Here is a 14,958-nt window from a genome sequence, read left to right on the forward strand (position 1 = left end):
CTGAAGTCAGCCGGTATCCTGGCCGTGCAGGCGCCTTGTTTGTGCCTGGCGTTCAGCTGTGGCTGTGGGCGCGTTCGTACTGATACTGCAGCAGAGGTTCCCAGTGGCCGGCTTCGTTGGATAACCAGTCACCGCACTGGTTGCAGCGTGCGATACAGAGGCCTTCCTGGGAGAACAGGATGCTAAATTGCTGCAGGTCCAGAAGCGGCGCTGCCGTGGCTTCGATATTGTTGCAACACAGGCAGGGTGTGTTCATGCAGTAACCTCGCGCACAGGTTGTCGCGCACATCTGATCTGCTGTATTGCAAAGAGCGGCCATGATGCTGCTGTTGGAGCGGCGGGGGGCCTTGAGCGGTTAACAGCGCGGTTCGTGGAGGAAAATGCGGGTAATCCCGGTCCCGCCATTGACCCTGGGCCTTGCCCGCTCGCGTCGTCCTTGAAGCGTAACGTGCTGTGCATGATGTCTGGTAATCCCTTGCGTATTGATGAATCTGGTCTGGCAGGCGTATAGTGCCGCGTCGGCGTTTTAATGGCCGCCGCGGGAATGCCCCAGTGCGCTGGCGAAGACCGATGTGTCCGGCCCGTTGTCGGCCTCATTGCCGGGCGCTGGCGGTCCCTGCTTCTCATCGTAAAATCCGATGCTGATAATTTCCCACTGGCTCAGGTAACGGTGCAGGTAGCTGTTGCAGCAGCGACATTTGTAAAGCTGGCTGTCCTGCAACGAGCTGATGTTAACCAGGTAGGGGTGGTGGCGTTGCTGGGTAATCAGGAGTTCGCATGAGGGGCAGGTGCTTTCCATTTCAGTGCCTCGCGTGGAGCGGATTGATTTCGGTGTGCATCCAATGCGCCGAAGGTCCGGTCTGTACAATGGTATACAGGGGTAACTCTAGCGGAGCTGCGCGCAAAAATATTTAGGACTAAGTCCTAATTTTGAACGCATGGTCAAGTACTTATTGCCGGGGGCGTGGCTCCCGTTCAGTGCAGACAGGATGTCTGCGGTAACCGCAGGATGCGTCTGATACGGATATTGTTATGCGTATGTTGTGGGTGGCACTGCTGGTGCCACTTTATACGTTTGCCGGCCCGCCGGTGTCTTTCAGTGCGGCCAAGCGTGAAATGGCCTCGATCTATGCCGATAATCCACAGTCGTTTTACTGCGGGTGCCGCTACGCTGCACTGGGCAAGCGGCTAGAGCCGGATCTGGCCAGTTGTGGCTATACCGCTCGCAAGAACGCTAACCGTGCCGGGCGTATCGAATGGGAACATGTGATGCCGGCCTGGGTGTTCGGGCATCAGCGCCAGTGCTGGCAGCAGGGCGGGCGACGGGCGTGCAGCAAGGATCCCGAATTCAAGCGCATGGAGGCCGACATGAACAACCTGGTGCCGGCCATTGGTGAAGTCAACGGTGATCGATCCAACTACGCTTACGGTATGATCGCCGGCGAATCGCGGGCCTATGGTGCCTGCGATGTCGAAGTGGACTTCAAGGGGCGCATGCTTGAGCCCGCCGATGGCGTGCGGGGTGATATTGCCCGCATCTACTTTTACATGCGGGATCGCTACCAGTTGCGCCTGAGTACAAGTGAGACGCGGCTGCTGGAGGCCTGGCACCGGACCGATCCGGTCGATACCTGGGAGCTGGAACGCAACCGGCGGATTCGCACCGTTCAGGGATTTGGCAATCCCCATGTTGAAGCCGAGCCGGATATGCTGGTCCGCAACCGGGTCCCCTGAGCTTGCTGTCGTGCCGGCCGAGAAACGCACTCTATAAGGAAGGAGGAACACCCATGCTTCACATTACCCATGGCGACATGGCGAACCAGTGGCTGCAGCAGGCCGGTATCGATGGTGAGTACCTGGCCTGGAGCGACGTGCTGCATGAGGGCCCGGTTCCGGCGGGGCTCGGCCTGGATGAGCTGTCCCGTGTCCGTGCCGCCTTTATTGCCAGCTGTGGCTGGGCCACCGATTTCGAAGCCCAGACGCACTTCCAGGCTCGGGATGCGCTGTTTCGCCGTGCCGCCCGTGAAGGTGGCGTCGTTATCTGGAATTCGTTTGAGCTCTACGATCAGCTGCACCTGTTGCAGCTGCTGAACTGGTATCACGAGGAGGGGCAGGGCTTGGCCTGGCCAGAGCTTGTGTTGGTGGCAGACTATCTGGGGCAGGCTGATTCCACCCAGGCCGCCGGCTTATTTGCCCGCCGACTGCAGGTGAGCGAGGCGCAGCTGGCGTTGGCAGTGGATGCATGGCAAGCGTTTTGCAGTCCAAACCCGCGCATGCTGGTCAACCTGCTGCAGCGGGATTTGTCGGCACTGCCCTTTCTGGAATCCGCTCTGGTGCGTGTGTTGCAGGAGTACCCGGATCCTGCCGGGGTCAATCGGACCGAAAGGGCGGTCCTGCAGGCGGTGGAGTCCGGCGTGCGGGCCCCGGCGGAGCTGTTCAAGGCCGTGCGTGCCCGCGAAGAGGTGGCATTCATGGGGGACGCAAGCTTCTGGCGTGTACTGGATGGCCTGCTCCGCGGGCCCTGTGCGCTGCTTGATGCCGACGGGCGTTTTGTCCGGCCAGGTCTTGGCGGTTGCGATGACGCTTTCCTGGGCTTGGGCTTGTCGCTGACGCCCCTGGGGCTGCAGGTGCTCAATGGTGCGTCCGACTGGCTATCGCAACAACCGATCGATCGCTGGATCGGTGGTGTCAACCTCAGTGGCAGCGGCATCTGGCGCTGGGACAGTACTGCGGGCACGCTGCAAAGGGGCCCCTGACTGCCGGCGAAGCGACGGTTGCGAGCCTCTGGCCGGCCATAATTCCGGCAAGGGGTGACAGTCGCCGGTCGGCACGTTAGGATGCGCGGGGAATGCTTGGTGGCGTTATCTGCGGGTGGCTCACACAGGTTTTCAACTACTTAAATGTCTGCTGTTCAGTGCCAGGTCTCGAATGTCCAACCCGGGCGGGAAATTCGATGGTGATCTGAGTCAGTTGTGACGACAGAACGGAGTAATACCAGTGCAGATAGCTGAAAATACCATAGTGCAGATTCACTATACCCTGAAAAACGCCGCCGGCGATGTGATCGATACGTCCGCAGGACAGGAACCGCTGGCCTATTTGCACGGCGGTGGCAACATCGTTGAAGGTCTCGAGACGGCCCTGGTCGGCAAGGCCGTGGGCGACAAGCTGGATGTAACCGTTGAGCCCGAGCGTGGCTACGGTGAACGTCGCGAAGATCTGGTACAGGATGTTGAACGCAGCAACTTTGTCGGTGTCGAGGAAATCGAAGTCGGCATGCAGTTTCTGGCACAGACGCCCTGGGGCGAGCAGCCGGTAACCGTTATCGCCGTCGCGGATGACAGCGTACAGCTGGACGGCAACCATCCCCTGGCCGGTGAAACCCTGAACTTCTCGGTAGAGGTTGTGGATGTTCGCCAGGCCAGCGAAGAAGAGCTGCAGCACGGCCACGCCCACGGTGAAGGTGGTCACCACCACTAAGTGCGCTAACGGGCCGGCAGGAACGCCTCGCCGGCTCGGCAACCGGGCTCCCTGAGCCCGGTTGTTCGGATCCCTGATCCTGAGAATGGACGCTTTAGCCTTTCCCGCCACGTTACGGATAACGGCACCTTGCCTGACCTGACCTCCCGCGGTTGCCGGTGCCGGAGCGGCCCAGCGGCCTTGTCAGCGCCAGGGGAGAGACGTGGGTTTTGCGGCTGCCGATGCATGGATGTATCGCCGGTGAGCGCAACGGGAGTCTGGGTGCTGCGTAAAACCTCTATTTTTTCCGCCTTTGTCTTTGCCGCCGTGCTGTTGCTGGGGACGTACTGGAACCAGCTTAACCAGGCACTGCAGCAACGGGAGCAGGCCTCCCTCGTACGTGACCTGATCAATACCCAGGTCAGTTCTGTCGAACGCCTGCTGAATTTTTCTCTGCTGTCGACCGAACTGCTGGCCCATGAAGTACGCCGCAGTGATGGTGAGCCGGCGGATTTTGCCGCCCGTGCCGCAGAGATACTGCGTGACTTCCCCTCGGTATCCAGCCTGCAGCTCGCCCCTGCCGGGATCAATCGCCAGGTTTTTCCGTATTCCGGTAACGAAGCGGCACTGGGGCTGAATGTGTTTGAGCATGGCCCCACGGCCGTGGCTACCGCCAAAGCGCGGGATGACCATCGTCTGACGCTCAACGGCCCGCTGGATCTCATCCAGGGTGGTAGCGCGGTGATCGGCCGCAATCCCGTCTATTTGCCCGATTCTGAGTCCGGTGCCGGCGAGTATTTCTGGGGCTTCGTCTCGGCGGTTATCGATATCGAACGGCTGTTATCAGTGACGGACTTGCAGACGCTGGCCCGCAGCGGCTACCAGTATGCGCTGATTCGTCCCGCCAGCCCCGGTGTAGCACAACGGGTTGTTTTCGAGGGCGGAGGCCCGCTTAACAGTGCGAACGTACAGACACTGGATGTGCGGGTGCCGAATGATCGCTGGGTGCTGCGCATGAGCCACGGGCCGAGCGAGCGAGGCCTGATTCTCGGTTACGGCCACCTTCTGAGTGTTCTGGCCGCGCTGATCATTGCCTGGCTGGTGCACTATGTGTTGCGCGAGCCCTATCGGCTGCGCGCACTGGTGACATCACGTACCGAGGAACTGCATGAGCTCGCCTACCATGACTACCTTACCGGGCTGGTGAACCGACGGCTGCTGAATGAGCAGCTCGGCCAGGCTCTGCGCGAGCAGACGTACAGCGGCGGTGTGGTCGCATTGCTGTATCTGGACCTGGATGACTTCAAGCGCATCAATGACTCCATGGGGCATGAGGTGGGTGATCAGTTGCTGGTTGAAGTCGCGAACCGCCTGCGGGGCCAGGTGCGTGCCAACGACATTGTTGCCCGTCTGGGAGGTGACGAGTTCGCGGTGGTGTTGCGCAACAGCGGCGGGCGGCATGACCTGCTCGGGCTGGCCGAGAAGGTCGTCGCGGTGCTGGGGCGGCCGGTGCGTTTGAACGGTCGGGACCTGGTGATCAGTACGTCGATGGGAATTACCCAGGCGCCCCATGACGGCGATTCGGCCAGCCAGTTGCTGCGCAATGCCGATCTGGCGCTCTATGCCTCCAAGCGCCGTGGCAAGAACTGTGTCGAATTTTTCAATATTGACATGCAGCGTGAAGCCTCGCAGCTGATGCAGCTGGAGGAGGACCTGCGACATGCACTGTCCAGCCGGCAACTGGCCCTGGCCTTTCAGCCTATCGTCAATATTGAGCAGGACCGGGTGGTTGCTTTCGAGGCCCTGGTACGCTGGCAGCATCCCGAGCAGGGCCTGTTGATGCCGGGTCACTTTATCCCGGCCGCCGAGCAGTCGGGTCTGATTATACCGCTGGGGTTCTGGGTGCTGCGATCTGTCTGCCAGGGGCTGGTCGCCCGCATTGAGGCGCAGCGGGATCTTGTGCCGGTGGCGCTCAATATCAGCCCGCAGCAGTTTCGCGACAAGCATTTCATGACCGAGGTGGCGGCAATCCTGCGCGAAACCGGCGTGCCACCGGACTTGCTGGAGTTCGAGATCACCGAAAGCACGCTGATGGACAACCTGGATGCCACCATCGCCATCCTCAACGCCCTGAAAGGGCTGGGGATACGCATATCCATAGACGACTTTGGTACAGGTTACTCGTCCCTGGCGCTGCTCAAGCAGCTGCCGGTGGATACGCTGAAGATTGACCGCTGCTTCGTGAAAGATATCGGCGAGAATGAAGAAGACCGCCAGATTATCCAGGCGGTGATCGCGATGTCGGCTCAGCTTGACCTGGACGTTATTGCCGAGGGCGTTGAAACCGTAGCGCAGCGCGACCTGTTGCATGCCTTTGGCTGTCGCCAGGTACAGGGCTATTTCTACGGCAGGCCGGTGATCGGCGCCATTCCCGATACAGGCCGCCTGTTGCCGCATACAGCAGACGCAATCGCATAACGGCGCTGCCGTCCTAGGCCGTGCGGGGCTCGTGCCTGCTGTGCCATCGAGGGCGCTCGGCCGGCCGGGCATCGCTGTGTGTATAACCTCCTATACTGCATAGGTAGCGAGTGCGGGGCAGGGGCCCCGTTTGGCTGCGTGTACGATGGCGCCGAAGCCTGTGCACCGGGCCTGGGGCAACCGTTCTGTTGCCCGGGTCGGGCATCCAAGGGCGACCGGCTGTGAGACATCGGTGGAGGCTCAAATGCAAATTTCCGAGTTCAAGGCACTGGCTTCGAGCCACAGGCTCAAGGCGGTCAATTTTATCGAGTCCGGCTGTGGCCCCATGGTTGTTGAAGTGGAGTACGAGGGCGGCAAGGACCTGATCAAGGACCGCAGTGGTACCGTTCTGACCTGTGCCAACGTGGCCCAGGCCTATGATGTGTGCCACCGTGCGGGCGTACATGAAGCCAATCTGGTGCAGGTCACGCCCCATGACGAAACCTGTGCCGGCGTGGTGATGGATTACCACAGTGATTCCATCCCGCTCAAATTCTGATTGTTGGCCTGAGGGCTAACAGTGACCGCCCGGCTGGGGCGGTTACCGCCAGACACCTGCCGGTTGGCATAACGGCAGGTGTTTTAATGTGTGGTACTTTATTAGGTCGGCAGCCGGGCCAGAGCATGCTCCGGTCGAGGATCGAGTTCAGCACAGGGCACTGGCTAACCTGGCAGGAAATCCGGTTGCCCGCCAGGCACACAGCAAGCAGGGATCCGAATGCGGAGTCCGTTATCGAGGCAGGATCTATGGGTGTATCGTCGGCGATGGATAAACAGAGTGTTGCCCTGCGCGACAAGGTCGAACTTGCGGTCAGCAGTGTCGGTACCCTGGTGCTGGGCAAGCAAAGCCAGATCCGCATGGCGCTGACCTGCCTGTTTTCCCAGGGGCACCTGCTGATCGAGGATCTGCCCGGCATGGGGAAAACGACCCTGGCCCACGGGCTTGCCCAGGTGCTGGGGCTGAGTTTTCAGCGTGTTCAGTTCACCAGCGACATGCTGCCGGCGGATATTGTCGGTGTGTCCATTTTCGACCAGAATGCCTCGGCGTTCCGCTTCCACCCCGGGCCAGTGTTTACCCAGATGCTGCTGGCCGATGAAATCAACCGCACCACCCCCAAGACACAGAGTGCGCTGCTCGAGGCGATGGAGGAACGCCAGGTCACCCTCGACGGTCAGACCCACCCGTTGCCAGAGCCCTTTTTCGTGATCGCGACCCAGAACCCGAACACCCAGTTTGGTACCTTCCCGTTACCGGAGTCGCAACTGGACCGTTTTCTGATGCGCATCGAGCTGGGGTACCCGGCCCCCGAGGCGGAGCGTCAGCTGCTCGCGGAAGGCCACAGCCGGCGCCAGCGCAGCCCGCTGCCGGTCTGTATTGATCAGGATGATCTGGCGGCCATTCGAACCGAGTGCCAGGCGGTGCGGGTTTCCAGCAGTCTTATCGACTATCTGCAGCGGCTGGTGCAGTTCAGTCGTGAATCCCCACAGTTCGCCTACGGGGTGTCACCCCGGGGCAGCCTGGCGCTGCTGCAGTGCGCTCGCACCTGGGCGTACATGCACGGGCGTGATTATGTGGTGCCCGAAGATCTGCAGGCCCTGCTGGAGCCCGTGATCGGTCATCGCCTGCGCGTGGCCGAACAGGTGGGCGGTCATGGCAGCGAAGCGCTGATCCGGCAGATGCTGGAACAGGTGGATGTGGTTGGTTAGGCGCGGCGCCACCGGGCAATGGGCATGGGCCATGTTGCGCGAAGGTGACGCGTGACTGCGGCCTGGCGTCGTCGGATCGGGGCGCGCGCGCGACGCTGGGCGCTGGGTCGGCATGAACCGGCCCGCACGCTGACGCTGACGCAAAACCGTGTCTTTATCTTCCCGACCCGGGCGGGCTTCTGGTTCCTGTTTACTGCCCTGGTGATACTGCTGCTGGGCATCAACTACGAAAACAACCTGGTGTATGCCGTCAGTTTCGTGCTGCTGTCGCTCTTTGTTGTCTCCATCTTGCACACCTACAGCAATCTCGCCGGCCTGAGTATCACGGCGCTGTCGGCCAGGCCTTGCCTGGTGGGGGAAAACGCGGAGTTCGAACTGTTGCTGCGCGCCGGCCGCCGGCGCACCTATGAAGCCCTGCAGCTGTCCTGGATCGAACAGGTGCCGGTAAACTGTGACCTGATCGACGACACCGAGCGCCGCGTGCGGCTCTATGCCCCGGCGACAGAGCGGGGCTGGTGGCGTCCGGGGGCGCTGCTGATCGAAACGCATTATCCACTGGGGCTGTTGCGGGCCTGGACCTGGCTCGAAACCGACTTCAGGGCGCTGGCCTACCCGCGGCCGCTGGCAGGCGGCCTGTTGCCACCGGGCGTTGGCAGTGGCGAACGGGGTACGGTGGCAAGCGGGCGCGGCAGCGAAGACTTCGCCGGCCTTGAAACCTATCAAAAGGGCATGTCGCCACGCCATATAGCCTGGAAACAGCTGGCGGCAGGACAGGGGCTGCATGCCAAGCAGTTTGTCGATCATGCCGATGAACAGCTGTGGCTCGACTGGACATTCTGGCCGGAGCTCGAAACCGAGCAGCGGCTGTCGCGGCTGTGTTACTGGACGCTGCGCCTGGCAGAGCAGGGGGTCGAATACGGTTTGCGGTTGCCCGGCGTCGAGATCGCCCCGGGCAGCGGTGGGCGGCACCGTCATCAGGTGCTGCGTGCCCTGGCACTGCATGGGCAGGCCTCGCAATGAAGGCGGTGTATCAGCTGACCCGGCCGGCACTGCTATGGCAGCTGCTGATGGTGATGGCGGTCTTGCTGCCCCACAGTCTGCGCCTACCCTGGTGGCTGCCACTGATGACCCTCGGAGCCCTGGGCTGGCGTCTTTGGGTGCACCTGGGGCGGACCTCCTTTCCGCACTGGAGCGTCAAATTCATGATGGCGGTGACTGCCGGCATCGGCGTGATCATGTCCATTGGGCGGGGTAACGGACCGGAGCTCGCCGTGGCGCTGCTGTTCGCCGGTTTTTCCCTCAAGTTGCTCGAGATCTACAAGCGCCGCGATGCGCTGGTGCTGATCTATGTGGCCTATTTCCTGGCCGCCACCGAGCTTTTGTTCGGCCAGACGCTGTTGCACGCGCTCTATGTCGGGCTGGCGCTGCTGCTGATCACGGCGGCGTTGAACGCGGTCTATCAGAGCGAACGCCATCCCGATTTCTGGCGCCCGTTGCGGGCGTCGGTGCGACTGCTGCTGCCGGCGCTGCCGCTGATGGTGGTGCTGTTTGTACTGGTACCGCGCATCGGTCCGCTCTGGTACGCACCGCTGGCCCGGGAGGAGGCTCGCACCGGGCTGTCGGACACGCTGTCCCCCGGGGACGTGAGTCGCCTGACCGGCTCCAGCGAGGTGGCGTTTCGGGTCGAGTTCGACCGGGGGCGGCCACCGCGGCCCGCTGAACTGTACTGGCGGGGACTGACGTACGATCGCTTCGATGGCCGACGCTGGCAGGCCGAATCCGACCGTGCCCTGTTGCCATCCGCGCAGCAGCGCCCCGCATCCGGGGCGCTGCTGCGCTACCGTATTACCCAGGAGCCCAGTGGCCAGCCCTGGGTGTACGGGCTGGATTACCCGGTCGCTGCGCCCTGGCCGCTGCGCATGCAGGCCAACCAGACCCTGAGGGCACCGTCCAAGATTCGCCAGCGGGTGGATTTTGCCCTCGAATCGAGGCTGTCGAGCCAAAGTGATCAGCCACTCTCGACGTTTCAGCGCCAGCGTTATCTGGCGTTGCCCGAGACGGGCAATGAGCGCGCCCGCGCACTGGCATTATCCTGGCGGGCCGAGGATGCCTCCACGGAAGGGCTGGTGGCGCGTGCGCTGGCGCTGTACGGCGCTGCGTTTCGCTACACCCTGACACCGGAACGGCTGGGAGCCGACAGCATTGATGAGTTTCTGTTCGATACCCGCAAAGGCTTTTGCGGCCACTTTGCCAGCAGCCTGACCTTTTTGCTGCGTGCCGCCGGCGTACCCGCGCGCATCGTCGGCGGTTATCTTGGCGGTGAGTGGAATCCGTACGAATCCTACCTGGTAGTGCGCCAGTTCGAAGCCCACGCCTGGACTGAAGTCTGGCACGAGGGGCGTGGCTGGGTGCGGATCGATCCGACGGCGGCGGTAGCGCCCGAGCGTATCGAGCAGAGCGCCGAACAGTTGCTGTCCACGCAGCCAGGGTTCCTGGCCGACACGCCGCTGTCGCCGGTGCGTTTTGGTCATATTGGCTGGATCACGGCGCTGCGCATGCGCACCGATGCGCTGAATTTTGTCTGGCATCGCTGGGTCCTCAGCTACCAGCTGCGCCAGGATACGCTGTTGCAGAAGCTGTTCGGCGAGCTGACCCTGTGGAAACTGGCGTTGGCACTGCTGGTGCCGTTCAGCCTGGTGCTGGGCTGGGTTGCGCTGGGTCTGCTGCGACAGCGCAGGCCAAGAGCGAAGGACCCGGTGGACGCCGCCCTGCTGGGCCTGAGTGCGCGTTTCGAGCGGCGCGGCCTGGGGCGACGTCCCGGTGAGGCGGTTGGGGCCTATGCCGACAGGGTCGCGCTGGCGCGGCCTGATCTGGCCCCCCTGATCGGTACCGTCGCACGGCTGTATGAACAGCTGCGCTATGCCCAGGTTGGCGAGGCCCGGCTGCAGCGGGCCTACCAGGCGGCGGTGCGTGCCTGTGTGCGCCAGCTGTGATTCAGTCGGCCAGGGCGAGCGTCACCCGCCGTCGCAGCTCTGGCAGCAGTTCGGTGTCGAACCAGGGGTTGTTGCTGAACCAGCGCCGGTTGCGGGGCGAGGGGTGGGGCAGCGGCAGCACGCCCGGTTCCAGTTCACGCCAGCGGGCGACGGTCTGGGTGAGAGACACAGGCTTGTCCGCAATATAGCGTTGCTGGGCATACTGGCCGATCAGCAGGGTCAGGCGTATGGCGGGCATGGCCTCGAGCAGGCGGGGGTGCCACAGCGGGGCGCATTCCCTGCGCGGCGGTCGGTCGCCGCTGGCCGTGGAGCCCGGGAAGCAGAACCCCATCGGCATGATGGCCAGGCAAGCGGGGTCGTAGAACAGCTCCCGCTCGAGCCCGAGCCAGCTTCGCAACCGCTCGCCACTGGCATCGTCGAAGGGTCGGCCCTGGGCCGTTGTGCGACTGCCAGGCGCCTGGCCAATGATCAGGATACGGGCAGCACTGCTCGCCTGCACGATGGGACGGGCGATGTCCGGCAGGCCTTCGCAGTGGCGGCACTGGCGCACCTGTTCTACCAGGGCATCACAATTATGGGCAGAGATCGGTTTTAGCATTCAGTCGTCCGTATAATGGCGGCATACCTTATCCGCGGCTGCGCCGTGCCCTGGGCGCGCATTGTCGGGTCTGTCATATCAGAAAATTGCACAGCCGGGAGTTCCATGTCGTCGAGTCCTAACCAGGCACTGTTGCCATTTGACTATAGGGTGGTACGCAGCAAGCGCAAGAGCGCTGCTATCCAGATCAATGCCGATGCGGTGCTGGTGCGGGTGCCGCAGTGGGTCAGTGCCCAATGGGTCGATGACTTCGTGCAGAGCCGACGTGAGTGGGTACTCCGCCATCTGGACCGGCAGCAGATTCAGCAGGCCGCCCACGGTATCGAGATCGTGCAGGCTGGGCTGATTCCCTGGCGCGGCCGCGACTACCGGCTGAGCTGGGCACGGGGCGCGGCCTCCGGCGTGCGGGTCCAGGGTGATGAACTGCAGGTGACCCTTTCGCGGCGTATCCGCCGGCCGGAGGCGGAAGCGACGGGTACACTGGTGCAGCAGTGGCTGATACAGCAGGCAACACAGCAGCTGGTGCCGCGATTACAGGAGCTGGGCAGGCAGAGCGGGCTGGTACCGGCCGGCGTGTCGATTCGCAACTTCCGCCGTCGCTGGGGCAGTTGCGACAGCCAGGGGCGTATTGCGCTGAACTGGCGCCTGATCATGGCTCGGCCCGATGCGGCGGACTATGTGCTGATCCACGAGCTCTGCCATCTGCGCCATTTCGATCACTCGCCTCGCTTCTGGGCGCTGGTGGAGCAGCACTGCCCCAACTATCGGTCGCTGCAGGCTTACTTTCATCAGCGCGGCTGCTGGCTGCAATGGTAGCGCCCGCAGTCATTAGTCAGTAGTCATTGGTTATTGGTTATTGGTTATTGGTCATTGGTTATTGGTCATTGGTCAGTAGTCAGTAGTCAGTAGTCAGTAGTCAGTAGTCAGTAGTCAGTAGTCAGTAGTCAGTAGTCAGTAGTCAGTAGTCAGTAGTCAGTAGTCAGTAGTCAGTAGCTCTGGTGCGATTTATACCGTTATCTTATATTGCGGCCTGTTTCTGTGTGCCGCCGAGTTGGCGCCGGCCGGTAGGGGCCGGTATCGAGGGGTTCAGCCCGGCCCAGTCCGGCTTAGTCCGGATTCGGTGCAGGCTGTGCCCGCAGGCGCCGGGCGAGCAGGTCCACCAGAGTGCGAACCTTGGCACTGCTGTAGCGGTCTTCGCGGTGCACGATATGAATCTGTGTTCGTGGAGAGGCGGGGCGGCGCGGGATGGCTCGGTTCAGCCCGGCCCAGTCCGGCCCAGCCCGGCTTAATCCGGATTTAGTGCAGGCTGTGCCCGCAGGCGCCGGGCGAGCAGGTCCACCAGAGTGCGAACCTTGGCACTGCTGTAGCGGTCTTCACGGTGCACAGATATGAATCTGTGTTCGTGGAGAGACGGGGCGGCGCAGCATGGCTCGGTTCAGCCCGGTTCAGCCCGGCCCAGCCAGGCTTAGTCCGGATTCAGCGCAGGCTGTGCCCGCAGGCGTCGGGCGAGCAGGTCCACCAGAGTGCGAACCTTGGCGCTGCTGTAGCGGTCTTCACGGTGCACGATATGAATAGGACGGGGCGGGGGTTCGCAATCGGTCAGCAGTGCCTGCAGTGTGCCGGACTCAAGCTGCGGTGCAACCTGGTACGACAATACCCGGGTAATCCCCAGGCCCTGTCGGGCGGCTTCGATGGCGGCATCATTGGTGGTGACGCGCAGTCTTGGCTGCACCCGAATGTTCTGGCTACCCTTGTTCGTTTCAAAGCGCCAGTCTGTAGCTGAATGGCTACTGCCGGCACTGGAGGCGACAATGCTGTGATCTCGCAGTGCCGCCACACTCTGGGGTGTACCGTGGCGTGCCAGGTACGCCGGCGCGGCACAGAGCATCAGTCGTACCGAGCCCACCCGCAGTGCCCGCAAGCTGGAGTCCGGCAGTTCGCCGATGCGCACGCCCACATCGACGCCTTCTTCCATCATGTTGACCACGCGATCCAGAAACAGGCTCGACATCCGTGTCTGCGGGTACAGCTCCAGGTACTCCACCAGGGTGGGCAGTACGAAGATGCGACCGAACAGCGCTGGCGCTGTCACGCTTAGGTGTCCCCGTGGTTCGGCATTGATGCCTGCGGCGGCATCGCCTGCGGCCTCGACCTCATTGAGGATGCGCCTCGCGTCTTCCAGGTATCGCAGGCCCGCATCCGTGGGTCTTACCAGGCGGGTGGTGCGCTGCAGTAGCCGCACCCCGAGCTTCTTTTCGAGTGCCGCTACCGCACGGGTTACCGCCGGTGGCGAGAGTCCCAGCTTGCGTGCCCCGGCCGCGAAACCCTGCTCGTCAGCGACGGCAACAAATACGCTCATCAGGTGGAACTGATCCATAACTGTTCCCTCTAGTGGAATAATTAATTGTGTTTTTCATGGATTCTTTTCGCAAGTGATATTTGTGATGCTGTGTGCAATGCCAAGTGACAGCGCCGGAGCGGTGCCAGCGGCTTCGGCGTCCAGGCTGGGCATCGTCCGGTCGTATATGAGGAGGTATGGGATGGGACACAAATTTGCCGACATCGCCTTTACGCCCAGGGTCCGTGCGCTGCAGCGGGATCAGGGAAGTCGCGACAGCTATGCCAGGATGGAGCAGGGGGCTGACAATCATCATCGCCTGGGGCCGCGCGAGGCCGACTTTATCGCGGCCCGTGACAGCTTCTACATGGCCAGCGTCACGGAAACCGGCTGGCCCTATGTGCAGCACCGCGGCGGTCCAGCAGGATTTGTGCGGGTGCTGGATGACCGTCATATCGGCTTTGCCGATTTCAAGGGCAACCGGCAGTACATCAGTACCGGAAATTTTCGCAGCTGTGACCGCGTCGCCCTGATCATGGTGGACTACCCCAACCGGGCGCGGCTCAAGCTGCTGGGCAGGGTGCGGGAGCTGGGAGAGGGCGAACCGGATCAGCTTGCCGCCCTTGCGGTGGCTGATTACGGCGCCGGTATCGAGCGGGGTTTTGTCATCGAGCTGCAGGCCTTCGACTGGAACTGCCCACAGCACCTGGTACCGCGCTACAGCGCTGAGGAACTGGCACGGCAACTCGATCCCCTGCGCGAGGAGAACCGCCGCCTGCGCGCCATCATCGCAGGTTACCAACGCAATGCGTGAAACACCAATGACGACACAACAGGGAGACAGATCATGTCCACAGCATCCGAACCGCGGCCGCCGTTGCCGCCCTTTAGCCGTGACACGGCCATCCAGAAAATTCGCCTGGCAGAAGACGCCTGGAACAGCCGCGATCCGCAGCGCGTGTCCCTGGCTTACACGCCGGACAGCCGCTGGCGCAATCGATCCTCCTACGTGACGGGGCGCGAAGAAATCCGTGATCTGCTGACTCGCAAGTGGCAGCGCGAGCACGAATACCGCCTGATCAAGGAACTCTGGGCCTTTACCGACAACCGCATTGCAGTGCGCTTTGTTTACGAATGGCAGGATGACAGCGGCGCCTGGTTCCGCGCCTGCGGTAACGAAAACTGGCTGTTTGACGACAATGGCCTGATGGCGCAACGCCATGCGAGCATCAACGATGTGCCCATCACCGAGGCCGAACGCAGGTTCCGCTGGCCCCAGGGGCGACGGCCCGACGACCACCCCGGACTGAGCGAGCTGGGGCTGTAAGCCCGGGATGCAGCAATTA

At 62.5% G+C, this 14,958-nt stretch carries 15 protein-coding genes; 11 read left to right on the top strand and 4 right to left on the bottom strand.

What is annotated here, in order from left to right; translation table 11 throughout:
- Positions 1-52: 52 nt before the first annotated feature.
- Together KDW95_RS02945 and KDW95_RS02950 are read right to left on the bottom strand one after the other, a co-directional pair.
- On the bottom strand, positions 53-256 hold the full coding sequence (locus KDW95_RS02945) for a hypothetical protein (protein WP_255854767.1): 204 nt from the start codon (positions 254-256) through the stop codon (positions 53-55).
- A gap of 270 nt (positions 257-526) precedes the next feature.
- Positions 527-799, bottom strand: a complete 273-nt coding sequence (locus KDW95_RS02950; protein WP_255854768.1) for a hypothetical protein — start codon at positions 797-799, stop codon at positions 527-529.
- 233 nt (positions 800-1,032) lie between these two features.
- On the opposite strand from KDW95_RS02950, the gene KDW95_RS02955 reads away from it, so the two are divergent.
- The 8 genes from KDW95_RS02955 (at position 1,033) to KDW95_RS02990 (ending at position 10,676) form a co-directional block, all read left to right on the top strand.
- The gene (locus KDW95_RS02955; RefSeq protein ID WP_255854769.1) at positions 1,033-1,734 is read left to right on the top strand and encodes an endonuclease; all 702 of its coding nucleotides are present in this window, start codon (positions 1,033-1,035) and stop codon (positions 1,732-1,734) included.
- Between the two features lie 53 nt (positions 1,735-1,787).
- Positions 1,788-2,756, top strand: coding sequence for a hypothetical protein (locus tag KDW95_RS02960; protein WP_255854770.1), 969 nt, complete (start codon positions 1,788-1,790; stop codon positions 2,754-2,756).
- 241 nt (positions 2,757-2,997) lie between these two features.
- Positions 2,998-3,480 carry an FKBP-type peptidyl-prolyl cis-trans isomerase gene (locus KDW95_RS02965; RefSeq protein WP_255854771.1) on the top strand — a complete coding sequence of 161 codons (483 nt, stop codon included), beginning with the start codon at positions 2,998-3,000 and terminating at the stop codon, positions 3,478-3,480.
- A 240-nt stretch (positions 3,481-3,720) separates the two neighbouring features.
- A complete protein-coding gene (locus KDW95_RS02970; protein ID WP_255854772.1) occupies positions 3,721-5,937 on the top strand; it encodes a putative bifunctional diguanylate cyclase/phosphodiesterase in 2,217 nt (738 codons plus the stop codon).
- A 244-nt stretch (positions 5,938-6,181) separates the two neighbouring features.
- The gene (locus tag KDW95_RS02975; protein WP_255854773.1) at positions 6,182-6,475 is read left to right on the top strand and encodes a DUF6482 family protein; all 294 of its coding nucleotides are present in this window, start codon (positions 6,182-6,184) and stop codon (positions 6,473-6,475) included.
- A 266-nt stretch (positions 6,476-6,741) separates the two neighbouring features.
- Positions 6,742-7,683: an AAA family ATPase gene (locus KDW95_RS02980; protein WP_255854774.1), complete on the top strand. Its 942-nt coding sequence runs from the start codon at positions 6,742-6,744 to the stop codon at positions 7,681-7,683.
- A 51-nt stretch (positions 7,684-7,734) separates the two neighbouring features.
- Complete coding sequence (locus KDW95_RS02985) at positions 7,735-8,703, top strand: DUF58 domain-containing protein (protein WP_255854775.1); 969 nt, start codon at positions 7,735-7,737, stop codon at positions 8,701-8,703.
- Positions 8,700-10,676 carry a transglutaminase TgpA family protein gene (locus tag KDW95_RS02990; RefSeq protein WP_255854776.1) on the top strand — a complete coding sequence of 659 codons (1,977 nt, stop codon included), beginning with the start codon at positions 8,700-8,702 and terminating at the stop codon, positions 10,674-10,676. Before KDW95_RS02985 ends, KDW95_RS02990 begins: the two co-directional genes overlap by 4 nt.
- Before the next feature lies 1 nt (position 10,677).
- Here the strand turns inward: KDW95_RS02990 and KDW95_RS02995 are convergent, their stop codons facing one another.
- On the bottom strand, positions 10,678-11,274 hold the full coding sequence (locus tag KDW95_RS02995) for a uracil-DNA glycosylase family protein (RefSeq protein ID WP_255854777.1): 597 nt from the start codon (positions 11,272-11,274) through the stop codon (positions 10,678-10,680).
- A 105-nt stretch (positions 11,275-11,379) separates the two neighbouring features.
- Here KDW95_RS02995 and KDW95_RS03000 point away from each other — a divergent pair, with 105 nt between their 5' ends.
- On the top strand, positions 11,380-12,090 hold the full coding sequence (locus KDW95_RS03000; RefSeq protein WP_255854778.1) for a M48 family metallopeptidase: 711 nt from the start codon (positions 11,380-11,382) through the stop codon (positions 12,088-12,090).
- A gap of 649 nt (positions 12,091-12,739) precedes the next feature.
- On the opposite strand, the gene KDW95_RS03005 is transcribed toward KDW95_RS03000, so the two are convergent.
- Positions 12,740-13,651 carry a LysR family transcriptional regulator gene (locus KDW95_RS03005; protein ID WP_255854779.1) on the bottom strand — a complete coding sequence of 304 codons (912 nt, stop codon included), beginning with the start codon at positions 13,649-13,651 and terminating at the stop codon, positions 12,740-12,742.
- A gap of 163 nt (positions 13,652-13,814) precedes the next feature.
- Here KDW95_RS03005 and KDW95_RS03010 point away from each other — a divergent pair, with 163 nt between their 5' ends.
- Both KDW95_RS03010 and KDW95_RS03015 read left to right on the top strand, forming a co-directional pair.
- A complete protein-coding gene (locus tag KDW95_RS03010; protein ID WP_255854780.1) occupies positions 13,815-14,426 on the top strand; it encodes a pyridoxamine 5'-phosphate oxidase family protein in 612 nt (203 codons plus the stop codon).
- A 33-nt stretch (positions 14,427-14,459) separates the two neighbouring features.
- Positions 14,460-14,939 carry a nuclear transport factor 2 family protein gene (locus tag KDW95_RS03015; RefSeq protein WP_255854781.1) on the top strand — a complete coding sequence of 160 codons (480 nt, stop codon included), beginning with the start codon at positions 14,460-14,462 and terminating at the stop codon, positions 14,937-14,939.
- Positions 14,940-14,958 lie beyond the last annotated feature (19 nt).

This window comes from Marinobacterium rhizophilum, assembly GCF_024397915.1.
Lineage (GTDB): Bacteria > Pseudomonadota > Gammaproteobacteria > Pseudomonadales > Balneatricaceae > Marinobacterium_A > Marinobacterium_A rhizophilum_A.

Coding starts and splice junctions, on each gene's coding strand:
- KDW95_RS02945 (WP_255854767.1), bottom strand. CDS start 256: ATGAACACACCCTGCCTGTGTTGCAACAATATCGAAGCCACGGCAGCG.
- KDW95_RS03005 (WP_255854779.1), bottom strand. CDS start 13,651: ATGGATCAGTTCCACCTGATGAGCGTATTTGTTGCCGTCGCTGACGAG.
- KDW95_RS02995 (WP_255854777.1), bottom strand. CDS start 11,274: ATGCTAAAACCGATCTCTGCCCATAATTGTGATGCCCTGGTAGAACAG.
- KDW95_RS02950 (WP_255854768.1), bottom strand. CDS start 799: ATGGAAAGCACCTGCCCCTCATGCGAACTCCTGATTACCCAGCAACGC.
- KDW95_RS02990 (WP_255854776.1), top strand. CDS start 8,700: ATGAAGGCGGTGTATCAGCTGACCCGGCCGGCACTGCTATGGCAGCTG.
- KDW95_RS03015 (WP_255854781.1), top strand. CDS start 14,460: ATGTCCACAGCATCCGAACCGCGGCCGCCGTTGCCGCCCTTTAGCCGT.
- KDW95_RS03000 (WP_255854778.1), top strand. CDS start 11,380: ATGTCGTCGAGTCCTAACCAGGCACTGTTGCCATTTGACTATAGGGTG.
- KDW95_RS02980 (WP_255854774.1), top strand. CDS start 6,742: ATGGATAAACAGAGTGTTGCCCTGCGCGACAAGGTCGAACTTGCGGTC.
- KDW95_RS03010 (WP_255854780.1), top strand. CDS start 13,815: ATGGGACACAAATTTGCCGACATCGCCTTTACGCCCAGGGTCCGTGCG.
- KDW95_RS02955 (WP_255854769.1), top strand. CDS start 1,033: ATGCGTATGTTGTGGGTGGCACTGCTGGTGCCACTTTATACGTTTGCC.
- KDW95_RS02960 (WP_255854770.1), top strand. CDS start 1,788: ATGCTTCACATTACCCATGGCGACATGGCGAACCAGTGGCTGCAGCAG.
- KDW95_RS02975 (WP_255854773.1), top strand. CDS start 6,182: ATGCAAATTTCCGAGTTCAAGGCACTGGCTTCGAGCCACAGGCTCAAG.